General features: G+C 67.9%; 18 protein-coding genes. 8 read left to right on the top strand and 10 right to left on the bottom strand.

Annotation, left to right across the window (positions count from 1 at the left end; genetic code table 11):
* Positions 1-3 precede the first annotated feature (3 nt).
* Positions 4-387: a DUF4345 family protein gene (locus ETX26_RS11080; RefSeq protein ID WP_129524739.1), complete on the bottom strand. Its 384-nt coding sequence runs from the start codon at positions 385-387 to the stop codon at positions 4-6.
* A 147-nt stretch (positions 388-534) separates the two neighbouring features.
* Between ETX26_RS11080 and ETX26_RS11075 the strand changes: the two genes are divergently transcribed.
* Both ETX26_RS11075 and dut read left to right on the top strand, forming a co-directional pair.
* Positions 535-1,809, top strand: coding sequence for a bifunctional phosphopantothenoylcysteine decarboxylase/phosphopantothenate synthase (locus ETX26_RS11075; protein ID WP_129524738.1), 1,275 nt, complete (start codon positions 535-537; stop codon positions 1,807-1,809).
* Positions 1,806-2,267 carry a dUTP diphosphatase gene (gene dut, locus ETX26_RS11070; RefSeq protein WP_129524737.1) on the top strand — a complete coding sequence of 154 codons (462 nt, stop codon included), beginning with the start codon at positions 1,806-1,808 and terminating at the stop codon, positions 2,265-2,267. Before ETX26_RS11075 ends, dut begins: the two co-directional genes overlap by 4 nt.
* Positions 2,268-2,319: 52 nt before the next feature.
* Here dut and ETX26_RS11065 read toward each other — a convergent pair whose 3' ends face one another.
* The 6 genes from ETX26_RS11065 to secB form a co-directional block, all read right to left on the bottom strand.
* A complete protein-coding gene (locus ETX26_RS11065; protein ID WP_129524736.1) occupies positions 2,320-2,622 on the bottom strand; it encodes a hypothetical protein in 303 nt (100 codons plus the stop codon).
* Positions 2,623-2,678: 56 nt separating this feature from the next.
* The gene (locus ETX26_RS11060) at positions 2,679-3,044 is read right to left on the bottom strand and encodes a hypothetical protein (protein ID WP_129524735.1); all 366 of its coding nucleotides are present in this window, start codon (positions 3,042-3,044) and stop codon (positions 2,679-2,681) included.
* Positions 3,045-3,171: 127 nt separating this feature from the next.
* A complete protein-coding gene (locus ETX26_RS11055; protein ID WP_129524734.1) occupies positions 3,172-3,882 on the bottom strand; it encodes a DUF4136 domain-containing protein in 711 nt (236 codons plus the stop codon).
* A 193-nt stretch (positions 3,883-4,075) separates the two neighbouring features.
* Positions 4,076-5,131: a tryptophan--tRNA ligase gene (gene trpS, locus ETX26_RS11050; RefSeq protein WP_129524733.1), complete on the bottom strand. Its 1,056-nt coding sequence runs from the start codon at positions 5,129-5,131 to the stop codon at positions 4,076-4,078.
* Positions 5,132-5,189: 58 nt separating this feature from the next.
* Positions 5,190-6,761 (bottom strand): murein biosynthesis integral membrane protein MurJ, encoded by a 1,572-nt coding sequence (gene murJ, locus ETX26_RS11045; RefSeq protein WP_129524732.1) that lies wholly within the window; start codon positions 6,759-6,761, stop codon positions 5,190-5,192.
* A 46-nt stretch (positions 6,762-6,807) separates the two neighbouring features.
* The gene (gene secB / locus ETX26_RS11040; RefSeq protein ID WP_129524731.1) at positions 6,808-7,338 is read right to left on the bottom strand and encodes a protein-export chaperone SecB; all 531 of its coding nucleotides are present in this window, start codon (positions 7,336-7,338) and stop codon (positions 6,808-6,810) included.
* 231 nt (positions 7,339-7,569) lie between these two features.
* Between secB and ETX26_RS11035 the strand changes: the two genes are divergently transcribed.
* The 3 genes from ETX26_RS11035 (at position 7,570) to ETX26_RS14595 (ending at position 10,010) form a co-directional block, all read left to right on the top strand.
* Entirely contained in the window at positions 7,570-8,220 is a 651-nt protein-coding gene (locus ETX26_RS11035) for a Tim44/TimA family putative adaptor protein (protein ID WP_129524730.1), read from the top strand.
* A gap of 27 nt (positions 8,221-8,247) precedes the next feature.
* Positions 8,248-9,432, top strand: a complete 1,185-nt coding sequence (gene mltA / locus ETX26_RS11030) for a murein transglycosylase A (protein ID WP_129524729.1) — start codon at positions 8,248-8,250, stop codon at positions 9,430-9,432.
* A gap of 227 nt (positions 9,433-9,659) precedes the next feature.
* A complete protein-coding gene (locus ETX26_RS14595; protein WP_404825290.1) occupies positions 9,660-10,010 on the top strand; it encodes a Smr/MutS family protein in 351 nt (116 codons plus the stop codon).
* A gap of 130 nt (positions 10,011-10,140) precedes the next feature.
* Here ETX26_RS14595 and ahpF read toward each other — a convergent pair whose 3' ends face one another.
* The 3 genes from ahpF to aroC all read right to left on the bottom strand — a co-directional run bounded on the left by ahpF (position 10,141) and on the right by aroC (position 13,748).
* Positions 10,141-11,727, bottom strand: coding sequence for an alkyl hydroperoxide reductase subunit F (gene ahpF, locus ETX26_RS11020; protein ID WP_129524727.1), 1,587 nt, complete (start codon positions 11,725-11,727; stop codon positions 10,141-10,143).
* Positions 11,728-11,975: 248 nt separating this feature from the next.
* Complete coding sequence (gene ahpC / locus ETX26_RS11015; RefSeq protein ID WP_129524726.1) at positions 11,976-12,542, bottom strand: alkyl hydroperoxide reductase subunit C; 567 nt, start codon at positions 12,540-12,542, stop codon at positions 11,976-11,978.
* 138 nt (positions 12,543-12,680) lie between these two features.
* A complete protein-coding gene (aroC, locus tag ETX26_RS11010; protein ID WP_129524725.1) occupies positions 12,681-13,748 on the bottom strand; it encodes a chorismate synthase in 1,068 nt (355 codons plus the stop codon).
* A gap of 141 nt (positions 13,749-13,889) precedes the next feature.
* Here aroC and ruvA point away from each other — a divergent pair, with 141 nt between their 5' ends.
* Genes ruvA through ruvB form a run of 3 tightly spaced genes read left to right on the top strand, consistent with a single transcriptional unit; the run spans position 13,890 to position 15,939 of the window.
* Entirely contained in the window at positions 13,890-14,492 is a 603-nt protein-coding gene (ruvA, locus tag ETX26_RS11005) for a Holliday junction branch migration protein RuvA (protein ID WP_129524724.1), read from the top strand.
* Positions 14,489-14,905 (top strand): DoxX family protein, encoded by a 417-nt coding sequence (locus tag ETX26_RS11000; RefSeq protein WP_129524723.1) that lies wholly within the window; start codon positions 14,489-14,491, stop codon positions 14,903-14,905. Before ruvA ends, ETX26_RS11000 begins: the two co-directional genes overlap by 4 nt.
* Positions 14,902-15,939 carry a Holliday junction branch migration DNA helicase RuvB gene (ruvB, locus tag ETX26_RS10995; RefSeq protein WP_129524722.1) on the top strand — a complete coding sequence of 346 codons (1,038 nt, stop codon included), beginning with the start codon at positions 14,902-14,904 and terminating at the stop codon, positions 15,937-15,939. Before ETX26_RS11000 ends, ruvB begins: the two co-directional genes overlap by 4 nt.
* Positions 15,940-16,229 lie beyond the last annotated feature (290 nt).

The following is a 16,229-nucleotide window of genomic DNA, read 5'->3' as shown; positions in this document are numbered from 1 at the left end:
CGGTCAGGTCGTCGGGTGCGGCAGAGCGCGGCTGGCGACGAGGAGCACGATCACGGTCACGGCCTCGATCACCATCGGCATCCAGAAGCCCGGCTCGGTGCCGTCCGCCGCTATACTGACGAAGCGGCCGATCAGCGCCACCCCGAACAGCCCGGCAGGCACCAGCAGGATGTCGCCATTGCGCCGCCACGCGCCGACCAGCATGCAGACCGCCGCGATCACGAAGAACGCCGTCATGTCCGCGCGCATCGTGGCCAGGCCGTCGGCGTCGATCGCGCGCAGGCCGAATGTCTCGCCCGAATTCACCGGATCGGCCAGGAAACCCATCCCGGTCACCAGAAAGAACAACCCGCCCACGAAAATGAGCGCCGTCAGTATGATCCGCATCGATCCCCCTCCTCGTTCTGCTGTCGCCATCGGTCTACAGGCGCGGGCGGGTGGACCGCCAGCCCAATCTTTACATCGCGCGGCAGGGCTGGCACGCGAATACGGGCGCGGCTAGAGTCCGCACGGTGAAAACGGGGACGATCTGCCATGACCGTTGACGGCCGTTCGGGCGCTCCCCGCATCCTGCTTATCGTCGGCGGCGGCATCGCGGCCTACAAGGCTTGCGAGGTGGTGCGGCTGATCCGCAAGGCCGGCGGTTCGGTCACCTGCGTGATCACCGAGGGCGGACAGCAGTTCGTAACGCCGATGACGCTCGCCGCGCTCAGCGAGAACCCCGTCTACACCACGCTGTGGGATCTCAAGGACGAGGCCGAGATGGGCCATATCCAACTCAGCCGGGAGGCGGACCTGGTGGTCGTGTGCCCGGCGACCGCGGACCTGCTCGCGAAGATGACCGCCGGCCTGGCCGACGATCTTGCGACCACGCTGCTCCTCGCGACCGACACGCCGGTCATGGCCGTGCCTGCGATGAACGTGCGCATGTGGCAGCATCCGGCGACGCGGCGCAATGTCGCGTGGCTGCGGCAGTCGGGGGTCGAGGTGATGGAGCCCGACGAGGGGCCGATGGCCTGCGGCGAGTACGGCCCCGGCCGCCTGCCCGAACCCGAGGCGATCTGGGCCGCGATCGCGGCGCGGCTCGCGCTGGCGCGGCCGCTCGAAGCCGATCCCCTGTCGGGCCAGCCGGATTTCGATGCCGGGCCCGCGCATCGCCCACTCTATGGCCGGCATGTGCTCATCACCGCCGGGCCGACGCACGAACCAATCGATCCGGTGCGCTACATCGCCAACCGGTCGAGCGGGAAGCAGGGCTTCGCAATCGCCGCCGCGGCCGCCGCCGCGGGCGCCCGCGTGACACTGGTGGCCGGCCCGGTCATGCTCGAGACGCCGCCGGGCGTGGAGCGGATCGATGTCGAATCCGCGCGCGAGATGGCCGAGGCGGTGAAGGGCGCGCTTCCGGTCGACGCCGCGGTCATGGTCGCTGCCGTGGCCGACTGGCGCAGCAAGGACTTTGCGGCACATAAGATGAAGAAGCGCGGCACTGCGCCGCCGGCGCTGGTCCTCGCCGAAAATCCGGACATACTCGCCAGTCTCGCCGTCGCCCGCCAGCGCCCCCGGCTGCTGATCGGCTTCGCAGCGGAAACCGAGGACGTGATCGCGAACGCCAAAGCGAAGCGTGAACGCAAGGGGGCCGACTGGATCGTCGCCAACGATGTCTCGGGCGACGTGATGGGCGGCGAGAACAATGCGGTGCACATTGTCACCGCCGACAATGTCGAGACGCTCGAGCAGATGCCGAAGAGCGCGGTCGCGCGCGCGCTGGTCGAACGGATCGCGCAGGAACTGGGACCGAACGACGAATGACCGATCCGATATCCGTCCGCATCAAGCGCCTGCCGCACGGGGAGGGGCTGGATCTGCCGCGCTATGCGACGGAGGGAGCGGCCGGGATGGACGTGTTGTCCGCAGAGGACGTGACGATCGCACCGGGCACGCGGCACGCGATCGCCACGGGATTCGCGGTGGCGATTCCGCCTGGCTACGAGATCCAGGTCCGCCCGCGATCCGGCCTCGCCTTCAAGCACGGGATCAGCGTGCCCAATGCGCCGGGCACGATCGATTCGGACTATCGCGGCGAGCTCAAGGTGATCCTGATCAACCACGGCGCCGAGCCGTTCGCCATCGCGCGCGGCGACCGCGTGGCACAGCTCGTGCTCGCGCCGGTGACGCAGGCGGCATGGGAGGAGGTCGCGGACCTCGACGAAACCGCGCGCGGGGCGGGCGGCTTCGGGTCGACCGGAGGGCACGCGCAGCTCGCATGATTTTCGGGACAGCTGGGCGGAGCGGCTCGGTGTGGGCCGCTCCGCCCGGTGGTCAGAGCATGATAGCGAGGGCCGTGAGCCCGGCGATCAGCAGGACGCCTATCACCGCGGCGATGCCCTTCTCGAGCGCGGACAGGCGGTCGAGATGGTCCTTTCGGAACTGCTGGTAGGGACGGCCAAGCCGATCGTCGCCGGCGAGCAAGGCGGTTTCGAGAGCCGTCGCTTCCTTGCCGAACCAGTGGCGGAGATCGTCGATCTCGCTCTGCGAGAGGTCGGGATAGCGCGCGAGCAGGGCTTCGGCCTGCGCGCGCCGTTCGTCACCGGGCGAAGCCGCCCGGCTGGTCTGCACTGTCATGATTCACCTGAAATGGTTCGTTGTCGTCGTCGGCGCCGTGGCCGAGGTGGGAACGTTCAGGCGAAAGGCGGCGCGCGCGGCGCCAGCGAAAGGCTGGCGAGCTCGCGCGACAGGGACGGCGGACCGGTGAGCGCCGGCAACCCGGTTCGCGCATAAGCCGCCGTTAGCCTGGTCGACGGAGACGCGGTACGCATCGCAGGATTCGGTGGAGGCGGTGCCGGCGGCTCGAACCGTTGGACCTCGCCCCCGCTCGCCGTGCGCAGCGCGGCCGGGGGCGCGACATCGATCGAGAAAATATCGAAAGCGGAGCCATGATGCCGCTCGATCCCGACCGAGTGTGCCGGCACGGCCTGAAGGCCGATGACCGCCAGCAGGAGAGCGGCGAGCGCGCGAATCGCTAGGAGGTTTGGCGACAGGGTCATGGCTTCGGCGCCGCATGTAGCGTCCGAGGCGGGCGCGGCAAGGTGTGGGCGGCGCGGCACCCAATGAAAAGGGCGGACCCGCTCGCGCAGGCCCGCCCCCTTGGTGATCGCGTTCAGGTGCTTCCGGTCAGTCGATCCGGCGCACCGAGGTCTCCCCTTCCGGCTTGATCGAGATGCGCACCGTCTCGCCCGAGTTGCCGGGGAAATCGGTAAACATCGCGTCGACCAGATTGGGAACGAGATACTGTAGCCGGTTCGACGTCGAGACGGCTTCCGCCGTGCCTTCGAACAGCCGCTCGCCGTCCGTCGCGCGGTCGATTTTCAGTTCGATGCCGCTGGTGTAGACCGTGTAGCTGCGGACATCGGGGCCGCCGAACCACGGGTCGTAAAAGCCATAGCCCCAGGAACGCGTCGGCACATAGGCGACGCGATACCCATCGGGCGTGCGCACATAGACCGGGCGGCGCGAGAAGCCGTACCACGGATCGTAGAACGGATCGCGGAAGCCGGGGGTCGAGCGGATCCGCTCGCGCCCGTTGTCGACGCCGTAGTCGAACCGGACCAGCAACGTGGCGTTCTCGGGCGAAGCCTGAGTGTAGCCGAGCTGCTCCATCTCCGCCTCGACGTAGTCGGCATAGCGCGCGAACTCGAGACCGCCGGCGAGCGCCGGATCGTCCGCCACGACGGCGAACGTCTGGCCCTGCGGCGCAGGCAGTTGCGACTGGAAGCGCGACACGTCGGCCTTGAACGGCGTGGCGCAGGCGGCGAGGCCGGCAAGCAGCACCGGCACGGCGGCGAGCTTGAGGGTGCGGCCCCAACCTTTTTTGCGGGTGTTCATCGTAATCATCCCCTTAGGAAGCAGTAACGCATAGCGCGACCGTCCCTCACGCCGGCTCCACGCTGTCATCGATAAGGCGTGTTGTAAAGAAGGCGGGCTGAATGAGGATTGAATGAGAACATAGAGAAAACGCAATAAAATCAGTCATGTTTGCTCATGCGGATCTCGTCTTCGATGGGTCAAGATACTTCCGTCATCCTCGCACGAGGCCCAGCGCTTCGTAGGTCGCGGCGAGCGTCGGTGCGCCGCGCTCGCGCGCCTTGGCCGCGCCCTTGGCGAGAATCGCGTCGAGTGCCTCGCGGTCTTCCAGCAATGCGCGGAACCGCGCCGTGATCGGCGCGATCACATCGACCATCAACTCGCCCAGCGCGGGCTTGAACACGCCGAAGCCCTGTCCGCCGAACTCGGCCAGCACCGCGTCGATCGAGGTTCCCGCCAGCGCACCGTAGATCGAGACGAGATTGTAAGCCTCGGGCCGTCCGCCCAGTCCGGCAGCCTCGGAAGGCAGCGGTTCGGCGTCGGTCTTGGCTTTCTTGACCTTCTTCATGATCGTGTCGGCGTCGTCGGTCAGGTTGATGCGGCTCATCTCGCTCGGATCGGACTTGCTCATCTTGGCCGTGCCGTCGCGCAGGCTCATGATCCGTGCCGCATCCGGCGGCGTGATGGGATCGGGAAGAGTGAAGACCGGCGCATCATCCGAAGCGAAGTCGTTGTTGAACTTCTGCGCGATGTCGCGGGCGAGTTCCAGATGTTGCTTCTGGTCCTCGCCCACCGGCACGTGAGTCGCCTGGTAGAGCAGCACATCGGCCGCCTGCAGCACCGGATAGGTGAAGAGCGCGGCGCTGGCGCCTTCGCGGTTTTTGCCGCTCTTGTCCTTGAACTGCGTCATGCGGTTTAGCCAACCCATGCGGGCGGTGCCGTTGAGCAGCCATTGCAGCTCGGCATGGGCGGGGACCTGCGCCTGATTGAACAGAATCGAGCGATCGGGGTCGATCCCACATGCGACCAGCGCCGCGGCCATCTCCAGCGTTGCCCGGCGCAGCTCCGCCGGATCGTGCGGCATCGAGATCGCGTGCAGGTCCGCGAGGAAGAACAGACACTGGTTTTCGTCTGCGCTACCGCCTGCGGCTGCTTGAGCGCGGTTGGCCTCCTCCAGCTCGTCCTGCATGCGCACCCAGTTGCGGATCGCCCCCAGGTAGTTGCCGAGGTGGAGATTGCCCGTGGGCTGAATGCCGGAAACGACGCGCATGACGGTCCTGTTGCTTGGATGAAAGAGGGGGAGCGCTTCCGGCCCCGGCCCCGCGATGTCAACCCTCGCGGCGCATCAGCCGGGCGATGGCGGCGCGGTCGAGCACGCCGAGGACTGCGGCGAACGCGAAATAGATGGCGCCGCCGAGCGCGACCAGCGCGAGGATGGACCCCACGCGCTCGAGCACCCCGCCGGCGTAGTATCCGGTGCCCCAAGGCATCGCGAACCACAGTGCCGCGCCCATCAGCAGCGCGGCGAGCGCGATCCGCGCAATCCGCCACGCGACCCGCGCCGTCAGGCGGAAGTATCCCTTGCGCACGAGAATGGCGTAGAGCAGCCCCACGTTGGCCCAGGCTCCGATCGATCCGGCCAGCGCCAGTCCGACCACGCCGAGGCGCGGCACGAGCAGGAAATTCAGGGCGACATTGAGCACAAGCGCCGCAAGCGCAGTGTAGACGGGCGTGCGCGTGTCCTTGCGCGCGAAGTAGTTGGGCACCAGCACCTTGATCAGCACGTAGGCGGGCAGGCCCACCACGAGCGCCGAGGTGACCGCTCCCGTCGCCATCGCGTCGGACAGGGTAAAGGCGCCGCCGGTGTAGAATGCGCGGGTGAAGGCGCTGCCGGTGACGAACAGTGCGACCGCGGCCGGCACCGTGAGCAGCATGGCGAGCTCGATCGCGTTCGACTGCAGGCGCTGGGCCGCTTCGTGATCGGCGCCCGCGATATGGCGCGAGAGCGCTGGCAGGATCGCCGTGCCGAGCGCGATGCCGATGATCCCCAGCGGCAGCTGGTTCAGCCGGTCGCCCATCGCGAGGAACGTATACGCGCCATCGGGCAGCGTCGCGAGGAAGAACAGATCGATGAAGCGACTGATCTGGTAGACCCCCGCGCCGAACACGGCCGGGAGGATGAGAATGCCGAGTTCCTTTACCCCCGGCGTAATTCGGGGGCGGCCTAGACGCATGCGAAACCCCGCCTTGCGCGCCCAGATCCATAGCCAGATCAACTGAAGCAAGCCCGAGACCGTGACCGCAATCGCGAGCAGTTCGCCCGTTGCGCGCCGGGCCTCGATCCCTTCGCCTAGCGTCATGCCGGCGATCAGCGCGGTTATCATGCACAGGTTGAGCAGGATCGGCGCGGCCGCGGCCGCGGCGAAGCGCGAGAGCGAATTGAGAATCGCGGCGAACAGCGTCGCCAGGCTCATGAAGGCAAGGTAGGGGAAGGTGATCCGCGCCATCAGGACGGCGAGTTCGAACAGATCCGGATCGCCTTCGATCCCTTCGTTGGCGAACAGCCCGGCGATCCATGGCATCGCGATCAGTGCCAGCGCACCGAACACGATCAGCACCGGGATCAGGAAAGCGAGCACTTCCTCGGCGAAACGGCGCGCTTCGGAAAGGTCGTCGCGGTCCGTCATGCGCCGATTGAACAGCGGCACGAAGGCACTGGCGAAGGCGCCCTCGGCAAAGAGGCGGCGGAAGATGTTCGGGAGCTGGAAGGCCAGCTGCCAGGCGTCGGCCACGCCGCCCGCCCCGAGCACGCGGGCTAGCAGCATGTCGCGTGCAAAGCCGAACAGCCGGCTGACCATCGTCAGCCCGCCGATCGTCCCGACGTTCCTGAGCAGGCTCATGCCACCTTGCCCTTCCCGCTACCGATCGGTGGGAGGGCGCGGAAGCTCAGGCCTCGCCCGCCGGCGGACCGCCAGCAGCGGCTTCTTCCTGCCGCTTCTGCTGCAGGCGCTGCGTGTAAAGGCCGTTGAAGTCGATCGGATCGATCATCAGCGGCTGCTGGCCCGCATCGCGGCTGGCATCCGCGAGGATGCGGCGGGCGAAGGGGAACAGCAGGCGCGGCGCTTCCGAGTAGAGGAAGGCGTGCGCCTGATCCTCGGGCAGGTTGCGCATGCCCAGGAGGCCGCAATAGGCGACTTCCACCAGGAACACGTTGCCCTTCTCCGCCTTGGCGGTGGCGTTGATCTTGAGCTCGACCTCGTGCACCTCGTCGCTGATCTGGCGCGCGGCGATGTTGAACTGCACATCGACCTGCGGCGCATCCTTCCACTGGAAGCACTCTGGCGCGTTGGGCACTTCGACCGACATGTCCTTGACGTATTGCGCGATGATCCCGGCGGCGGGCTGATTGTCCGCGCCGTTGCCGGTGTTTGCGGGATCGAGATCGAGATCGGTGAGGACGTCGCCTTCGTCGGCCATGATGGAATACGCTTTCGTCGAGATTGATAAATGGTGCCCGCCGGCAAGGGCGGGCCTCGCCCGGGCGCCTAGCACCCCGCACGCGGCGTCGCAACTCGCAGCTTCGGTGCGGGCCGGGCCGGATCGAAGGCGGTGCGACACGCGTTGTTCATTTGTATTTTGCCACTATCTAGGGCACGATTGATCCGGATGCGGCGTTTGGCCGGTCCACCATGCAAACGGACTGCTTTTGTGATCTACGAAATCGTCATCCTCGCCATGATCGCCGCCTTCCTGGGCATGCGACTCTACTCTGTTCTCGGACGCCGTGCCGAGCACGAGGAGGAGCCGATCCCGACACGGTTCGACAAAGGCAAGCAGACGCCGCCGCCCACCGCTGCACCGGCACGGCGGCAGAACCCGCCCCTGCCGCGGCCCGCGGGCGTCGTCCCGGCGGTCGAGCGCGGGGTACAGGAGATCGCCGCCGCCGACCGCTATTTCGATCTCACCGCCTTTCTCGAAGGCGCCAAGGGTGCCTACGCAATGGTGCTGGAGGCATTCTGGACCGGCGATCGCGAAACGCTGAAGGAACTGTGCGACGATGACGTCTACGCCGGCTTCGACGCCGCGATCGCCGCGCGGGAGGAAGCGGGCGAGACGCTCGACAACCGCCTGATCCGGATCGAGGACGCTACGATTCACAGCGCCTCACTCGACGGACGCCGGGCGCGCATCGCGGTGAAGTTCATCTCCGACGTCGCCGCAGTCACCCGCGACAGCGAGGGCAACGTGATCGCCGGATCGCTCGACGACGCGATCGAGAGCCGCGACGTATGGACGTTCAGCCGCATGGTCGACTCGCCCGATCCGGACTGGCTGCTCGACGAGACCGACGAGGGCTGATTTCGGACTGAAGGGGGAGGGACGGCCATGCGCCGCTGGGGGATACTGGCCGCGCTGGCCCTGATGACCGGCTGCACGATCGTTCCGGGGGGACAAGCGCCGTCCCGCCCCGGCTCGCCTCCGCCCACGGCCGTGACCAGTGCGGCGTTCGCCGGCGTCGCCGTGGGGCCGCGCCTCGACTCGCTGGCGTTCGACGCCGCCGACGCAGGCATGGCACTGGCCGCTTTCCTCGAGAGCTGCCCCGTGCTGCTGACGCGCCCCGACGCGAGCGGGCTGACCTACCCCGATGACTGGCGGTCCGCATGTGATGCGGCGAGGACCTGGCCCCACGACCGGGGGCGCGAGTTCTTCCGCCAGCACTTCGAAACCGCGCGCATCGGTGACGGCGCGGCCTTCGCCACAGGATACTTCGAGCCCGAAATCCGGGGCAGCCGCAGGCGCATCCCGGGCTACGACGTGCCGGTCTATGCCCTGCCGCGCGACCTCGTCCGCGCCTGGCCCGAGAACGTGCCCGAAAGCGAGCGCACGGGTCGTCCGCCGCTCGGCCGTTACAACGAGAACGGCGATTTCACCCTCTACTACGATCGCGCACAGATCGAGGATGGCGCGCTTGCAGGCCGCGGGCTGGAGATCGCTTGGGCGGCCGATCCGGTCGAGTTCTTTTTCCTGCAGATTCAAGGCTCGGGCCGCCTCGTCGCGCCCGACGGCAGCGTCATGCGGATCGGCTACGCCGGACAGAACGGACGCGAATACGTCGGCATAGGGCGCGTCATGCGCGAGCGCGGACTGATCGGCGATGGGCCGGGCCAGTATCCCGGCTCGATGCAGGGCATCATGGCCTATGTTCGCGAGAACCCGGAGGAAGGCCGCGAACTCATGCGGCTCAACAAGAGCTGGGTCTTCTTCCAGGAGCTGAAGGGCGACGGACCGCTCGGCTCGATCGGAGTGCCGGTGCGGCGCGAAAGCTCGGTCGCGGTCGACCCCGCCTTCGTCCCCTATGGCGCGCCGGTGTGGCTCGACGTCGACCGGCCCGAAGCGCGGGGCCTGTGGGTGGCTCAGGACACCGGCGGCGCGATCAAGGGTGCCAACCGCTTCGACACGTTCTGGGGCGCGGGCGAGGATGCGCGGCGGATCGCCGGCGGCATGAGCGCGCGCGGCCAGGCGCTGGTGCTGCTGCCGAAGGGAACCGTCGCGCGCCTCAACGGGCGATGAGCGCCCCGCGCGGATTGAGCGAGGCGGAGAAGGCGGCATGGGAACGCCTCGCGGCCACGGTGACGCCGCTGCACCCTCTCCGCCCCCGGGCACGGACCGCGCCCGCTAACCCGAAGCCTTCGACCAAAGCGCCTCCGAAACCGCCTGCCAAATCCGCCAAGCCGCCGGGGTCCGGAACGCGGCCCGTGCCTCTCCAGCGAGCTCCGGCCAGCGCCCCTTCCGCTAAGGTGGAGGAGGGGCTCGATTCGCATTGGGAACGGCGCTTCAAGGCGGGCAGCGTGGCGCCCGACTTCACGCTCGATCTGCACGGGCATACCCTCGATGCGGCGCACGCGCGGCTGGAGAGCGGACTGTTCCAGGCCAAGGCCATGGGCGCGCGCGTGATCCTGCTGATCGCGGGCAAGCCGCGCCCTGTCGACGCCGCCGACCGGGGCAGCCGCCGGGGCGCGATCCGGGCGAAGATCCTCGACTGGCTCGCCGCCGGGCCGCATGGCTCCGACATCGCCGCGATACGAAAAGCGCACCGCCGCCACGGGGGCGAGGGTGCGCTTTATCTGGTGCTCAAGCGGCGGAGGTGACCGAAGCTCCCGAGCCCCGCGGAGGCGGGGGGCCCTGGGCCGCCTGGTGGTCCTCAGGCTATAGGGCGAAGCGCCGGTGGCCTGAGGTCCCCGCCTGCGCGGGGACTCGGAGGGGTCTCTAGGCGCCTCCTCAGGCCGCCTCCGCCACCTCCACCGGTTCGGTGCGGATCAGGTAGTCGAACGCGCTGAGCGCCGCCTTGGAGCCTTCGCCCATGGCGATCACGATCTGCTTGTAAGGCACGGTCGTGCAGTCGCCCGCGGCGAAGACGCCGGGGAGATTGGTCGCCGCGTCGCCGTCGATCTCGATCTCGCCGAACTTGCTGAGCGCGAGGCCGCTGTCCTTGAGCCATTCGGTGTTGGGCACGAGGCCAATCTGGACGAACACCCCGGCCAGCTCGACGCGGTGCTCCTCGCCGCTCGCGCGGCCCTTGTAGACGAGACCGTTCACCCGGCTGCCGTCGCCGGTGATCTCGGTCGTTTGCGCGTTGGTGAGCACCTCGACGTTGCCCATACTGCGCAGCTTGGCCTGCAGCACCTCGTCGGCGCGAAGCTTGGTGTCGAACTCGATCACGGTGACGTGATCGACGATCTTGGCGAGGTCGATCGCCGCCTCGACGCCCGAGTTGCCGCCGCCGATCACCGCGATGCGCTTGCCTTTGAACAGCGGGCCGTCGCAGTGCGGACAATAGGCCACGCCCTTGTTGCGGTATTCGGCCTCGCCCGGCACGCCGAGGTTGCGCCAGCGGGCGCCGGTCGCGAGGATCAGCGAACGCGTCTTGAGCGACGCGCCGTTGGCGAACACGATTTCGTGCAGGCCGCCCGGCTGGGTCGCGGGGACCAGCTTTTCCGCCTGCAGGCGGTCCATCAGGTCGACCTCGTACTCGCCCACATGGGCCTCGAGCTGCGCCGCCAGCTTGGGACCTTCGGTATAGGTCGTGCCGGTCAGGTTCTCGATCCCGAGCGTGTCGTGGAGCTGGCCGCCGAAGCGTTCGGCCGCGATGCCGGTGCTGAAGCCCTTGCGCGCGGTATAGATCGCGGCCGAGGCCCCCGCGGGTCCGCCGCCGACCACGAGCACTTCGAACGGCTCCTTCTCGGCCAGCTTGGCCGCCTGGCGCTCGCCAGCGTCGGAGTCGAGCCTGGCGAGGACGTCCTCCAGGCTCATCTTGCCGTTGAAGAACGGCTCGCCGTTGAGGAACGTCGCGGGCACAGCCATCACGTCGCGCGCCTCGACCTCGTCCTTGAACGTGCCGCCTTCGATCAGCGTCGCCGTGATGCGCGAATTGGTAAGCGCCATCAGCGTGAGCGCCTGCACCACGTCGGGGCAGTTATGGCAGCTCAGCGAGAAATACATCTCGAAGTTGTAGTCGCCCTCGAGCCGCTCGATCGCCGCGATCGTCTCGGGATCGGCCTTGGGCGGATGGCCGCCGGCCCAGAGCAGCGCGAGCACCAGGGAAGTGAACTCGTGCCCCATCGGCAGGCCGGCGAAGCGGACCCACTTCTCGGCATCGGACGCGCGGCGGATGATGAAGCTCGGCTTACGCGCATCGGTCCCGTCGAACTGCACCGAGACATGCTCGTGCAGCTCGGCGATCTCGGTCAGGAGCGCGCGGGTTTCACCGGACTTCGCATCGTCGCCGAGGGAAGCGACAAGCTCGATCGGCTCGCGCAGATTGGCGAGGTACTGCTTAAGCTGCTGCTTCATCGCGGTGTCGAGCATGGGGTGAACTCCTGATTCGGTAAGCGGTCATTGCGAGTCGCCGGAGGCGGCGCGGCAACCCACGATGCGACCTCGCTGCCGATGCGACGCTGGCGCGTTCGGATCATGGATTGCTTCGTCGCTCGCGCTCCTCGCAACGACGGGGAGGAGGCGGCGTATGAAGGCCCGGGGCGGGGGAGGGGGGAGGTGCCCCGGGCCTTCCACGTGACCCGGGCCGAAGCCCGGGTTCCTGTGTTCTGTCGCTAAGCTTAGAGCTTGCCGACGAGGTCGAGCGAGGGAGCCAGCGTTTCGCTGCCTTCTTCCCACGCCGCCGGGCAGACCTGGCCCGGGTTCTCGCGGACATACTGCGCCGCCTTGATCTTGCGGGTCAGCTCGTTGGCATTGCGGCCGACGCCTTCGCAGGTGATTTCCATGATCTGGATCACGCCGTCGGGATCGACCACGAACGTCGCACGGTCGGCGAGGCCGGCGCCTTCGCGCAGCACGCCGAAGTTGTTGGCAAGGATGTGGTTCTGGTCGCCCAGGAAGGCGAACTCGAGCTTGCCGATTTTCTCCGACGTATCGTGCCACGCCTTGTGGCTGAAGTGCGTATCGGTGCTGACCGCGTAGACGTCGACGCCCATCTGCTGGAGCATGTGATACTTCTCGCCGAGGTCTTCGAGCTCGGTCGGGCAGACGAACGTGAAGTCGGCCGGATAGAAGAAGAACACGGCCCACTTGCCCTTCAGGTCCTCGTCGGAAACCTCGAAGAAGTCCTTGCCCTTCTGGAAGGCGGTCGCCTTGAACGGCTGGATCGTGCTGCCAATGATACCCATCTCTGAATCCTCTTTTTGGGGTGAAACTCGAGGCTTCAGATAAGGTCCCGCCAGATCAAAAAAAGCGTTTTTGTGCGATTGCGAACATCGGAATAATCGATCACGACGATGGAACTTTCAAAAAGCGCAACAGATACGTTATGAGCATTGCGCCCGGTGCAACAGCTTATGGTCGGCAAGCACCAGCGCCATCATCGCGGCAACCACCGGCGTGCCGCGGATGCCGACGCAGGGGTCGTGGCGGCCCTTGGTGCGGACTTGCGTCGCCTCGCCGTCGCGAGTGATCGAGTCGACCGGGGTCAGGATCGAACTGGTCGGCTTGAAGGCGACGCGGCAGACGACCGGCTGGCCGGTGGCGATGCCGCCCGCGGTGCCGCCCGCGTGGTTGGCGGCGAACTCGGGCCCGTTCTCGCCCGGGCGCATCGGGTCGGCGTTTTCCTCGCCGCGCAGCGCCGCGGCGCCGAAGCCGTCACCGATCTCCACGCCTTTGACCGCGTTGATCCCCATCATGGCGGCGGCGAGGTCGGCGTCGAGCTTGGCGTAGACCGGCGCGCCCCAGCCGGCGGGTACACCCTCGGCCACGCATTCGACCACCGCGCCGAGGCTGGAGCCGTCCTTTCGGGCCTGGTCGATCAGGTCTTCCCAGCGCTTGGCCGCCCAGGAATCGGGACAGAAGAACGGATTGTCGCCGATCGTGTCGAGGTTCATCGCCTCGCGGTCGATCGCATCGTTGCCGATCTGGACGACATAGGCGGTGATCGTCACTTCCGGGATCACCAGCCGCGCCACCGCGCCCGCCGCGACCCGCGCCGCCGTCTCGCGCGCCGAGCTGCGCCCGCCGCCGCGATAGTCGCGCAGGCCGTACTTCGCGTCGTAAGCGTAGTCGGCATGGCCCGGGCGATAGGCGGCGGCGATTTCCGAATAGTCCTTGGAGCGCTGATCGGTGTTCTCGATCATCAGCGAAATCGGCGTGCCGGTCGTCCGCCCTTCGAACGTGCCGGACAGGATCTTCACCCGATCGGCTTCCTGCCGCTGGGTGGTGAACTTCGACTGCCCCGGCCGCCGCGCATCGAGGAACGGCTGGATCTGCTGCTCGGAAAGCTCGAGCCCCGGCGGGCACCCGTCGACCAGCGCGCCCAGCGCGGGGCCGTGGCTCTCCCCCCAGGTCGTCATGCGGAAGACCCGCCCGAATGTGTTCCAGCTCATGGCGTGAGGATGTGGCGCAAGATTTTCCGCGTGTCCAACTTTCGGGGAGGAAGGAATCTTTGTTTCGCGCAAAGGTGCAGGCCTGCGGACAAGACAACGCCGGCACTGGCCAAACCGCCCACGCTCGGGCAGGAACAAATCATGATTGCCAAGCTGAAGGGGCTGCTCGACGAAACCGGTGCCGACTGGGCCGTAATCGACGTCGCGGGCGTCGGCTATCTCGTCCACTGCTCGTCGAAGACTCTCGCTGCCCTGGGCGAGCCGGGCGAGGCCTGCACCGTCTACACCGATCTGCAGGTGAGCGAGAACGACATGCGTCTGCTCGGCTTCGCGGAAGGCGCCGAGCGCGACTGGTTCCGCCTGCTGACCCAGGTGCAAGGCGTGGGCAGCAAAGTCGCGCTGGCGATTCTCTCCGCATTGTCGACGGGCGAGTTGCAGGCCGCCTGCGGGGGCGGCGATGCAGCGATGGTCGCACGCGCGCAGGGCGTCGGCCCAAAGCTGGCAAGCCGCATCGTCAACGAGCTGAAGGACAAGGCCGGCGCGCTGCCGGGCGGAGGCGGAGCGGGCGCGGTGCCCGCCACCCCGGCGGGCGGGGCCAGCGCCGACGCGGTCTCCGCGCTCGAGAACCTTGGCTTCAAGCCCGCCGTCGCCGCCCGCGCCGTCGCCGCCGCGCAGGGGGAACTCGGCGAAGGCGCCAGCGAGAGCGACCTGATCCGCGTCGCGCTGAAGAGGGCGGCGGGGTGAGGCTCGCACTCGGTCATCTCTCCCGCTGGAGCGATCTCACGCTGTTCGGTCTGCGCGCGCTGACCGGCGGCTTCCTGATGCACGAGACCTGGGACAACGTGACCAGCCGCGCTCGTATGAACGAGTTCGTGCAGTTCCTCGACCAGTTCGGCTTTCCTGTGCCGTGGCTGCTCGCGCCGTTCTCGGTCGCGGTGCAGTTCGGCTGCGGCGCGCTGCTGGTCGTGGGCCTGCTGACTCGCTGGGCCGGATTGCTGATCGCTGCCAACTTCGCCGTGGCGGTCGTCATGGTGCATGTGAACGAGCCGTTCCGCGGCTGGTGGCCGGCGATCGTGCTGGTGTTCCTGGGGTTGCATTTCGCGGCGTCGGGATCGGGCAGGTTCGGCCTCGACGGGTTCTTCGGGAGGGGCCGGTGAACCTCGACGATCCCTCCCGGCTGACCGCGCCCGAACGCCAGGGCGGCGACGTGGACGCCGCGCTGCGGCCGAAATCGCTCGGCGAGTTCATCGGGCAGGAGGCGGCGCGCGAGAACCTACGCGTGTTCATCGAGAGCGCGCGGTCGCGCCAGGAGGCGATGGACCATGTGCTGTTCTTCGGCCCGCCCGGCCTCGGCAAGACCACGCTGGCGCAGATCGTGGCCAAGGAGCTGGGCGTGGGGTTCCGCGCCACCAGCGGGCCCGTGATCGCCAAGGCGGGCGATCTGGCCGCGCTGCTGACCAATCTCGAGCCGCACGACGTGCTGTTCATCGACGAGATCCACCGGCTCAATCCGGTGGTCGAGGAAGTGCTCTATCCGGCGATGGAGGACCGCGCGCTCGATCTGATCATCGGCGAAGGCCCCTCGGCGCGCAGCGTGCGGATCGATCTGCCGCCGTTCACGCTGGTCGGCGCGACCACCCGGCAGGGCCTGCTGACGACGCCGCTGCGCGACCGCTTCGGCATTCCCGTGCGGCTCAACTTCTATACCCATGAGGAGCTCGACCTCGTCGTCACGCGCGGCGCGCGGCTGCTGGGGATGGAGATCGACCCTGCGGGCGCACGCGAGATCGCCCGCCGCAGCCGCGGCACGCCGCGGGTCGCGGGCCGCCTGCTGCGGCGCGTGCGCGACTTCGCCCACGTCGCGGGCGACGGCACGGTGACCCGCAAGGTTGCCGACGAGGCGCTGACCCGGCTGGAGATCGACCGGCTGGGCCTCGACGCAATGGACCGGCGCTACCTGACCATGATCGCGACCACTTACCGCGGCGGCCCGGTGGGCGTGGAGACGCTCGCCGCGGGCCTTGCCGAGCCGCGTGACACGGTGGAGGAAGTGGTGGAGCCCTACCTGATCCAGTTAGGCCTGGTCGCGCGAACCGCGCGCGGGCGCTGCCTCAACGAATCGGGGTGGCAGCACCTCGAGATGACCCCGCCCAAGGGTGCGCAGTCGGGCCTGTTCGACCAAAACTCCTGACCTGGCGGCAAGGAATTCCGCAGTTTCCGCCCCATCCCGGGACAGATGGGGCAGCGCGGCACGGTAAGGGCCATTTTCTTTGGCGGCGCGAGGGCAAAAGGTGGTTAACGCCATTGCCGCGTTAGCTGTGTTGGGTTCCCATGGCAGACACGGGAGCCGTCCGCAGCCGGATTCGCCGGCCGCCAGAGCTCCCGACGCGCAACGAGAGAACTGTCATGTCGGTAAAGATGGCTCTGGCGAAACTTTCCGTGACCGCGGCCGGCGGCGCGCTGCTGGCGGGCGGCGCGGTC

It is taken from the genome of Pelagerythrobacter rhizovicinus (assembly GCF_004135625.1).
In the GTDB taxonomy this organism is placed as follows: Bacteria; Pseudomonadota; Alphaproteobacteria; order Sphingomonadales; family Sphingomonadaceae; genus Pelagerythrobacter; species Pelagerythrobacter rhizovicinus.
Note: the sequence above shows the minus strand (reverse complement) of the source record. Positions and strands in the feature narration are given on the sequence as shown.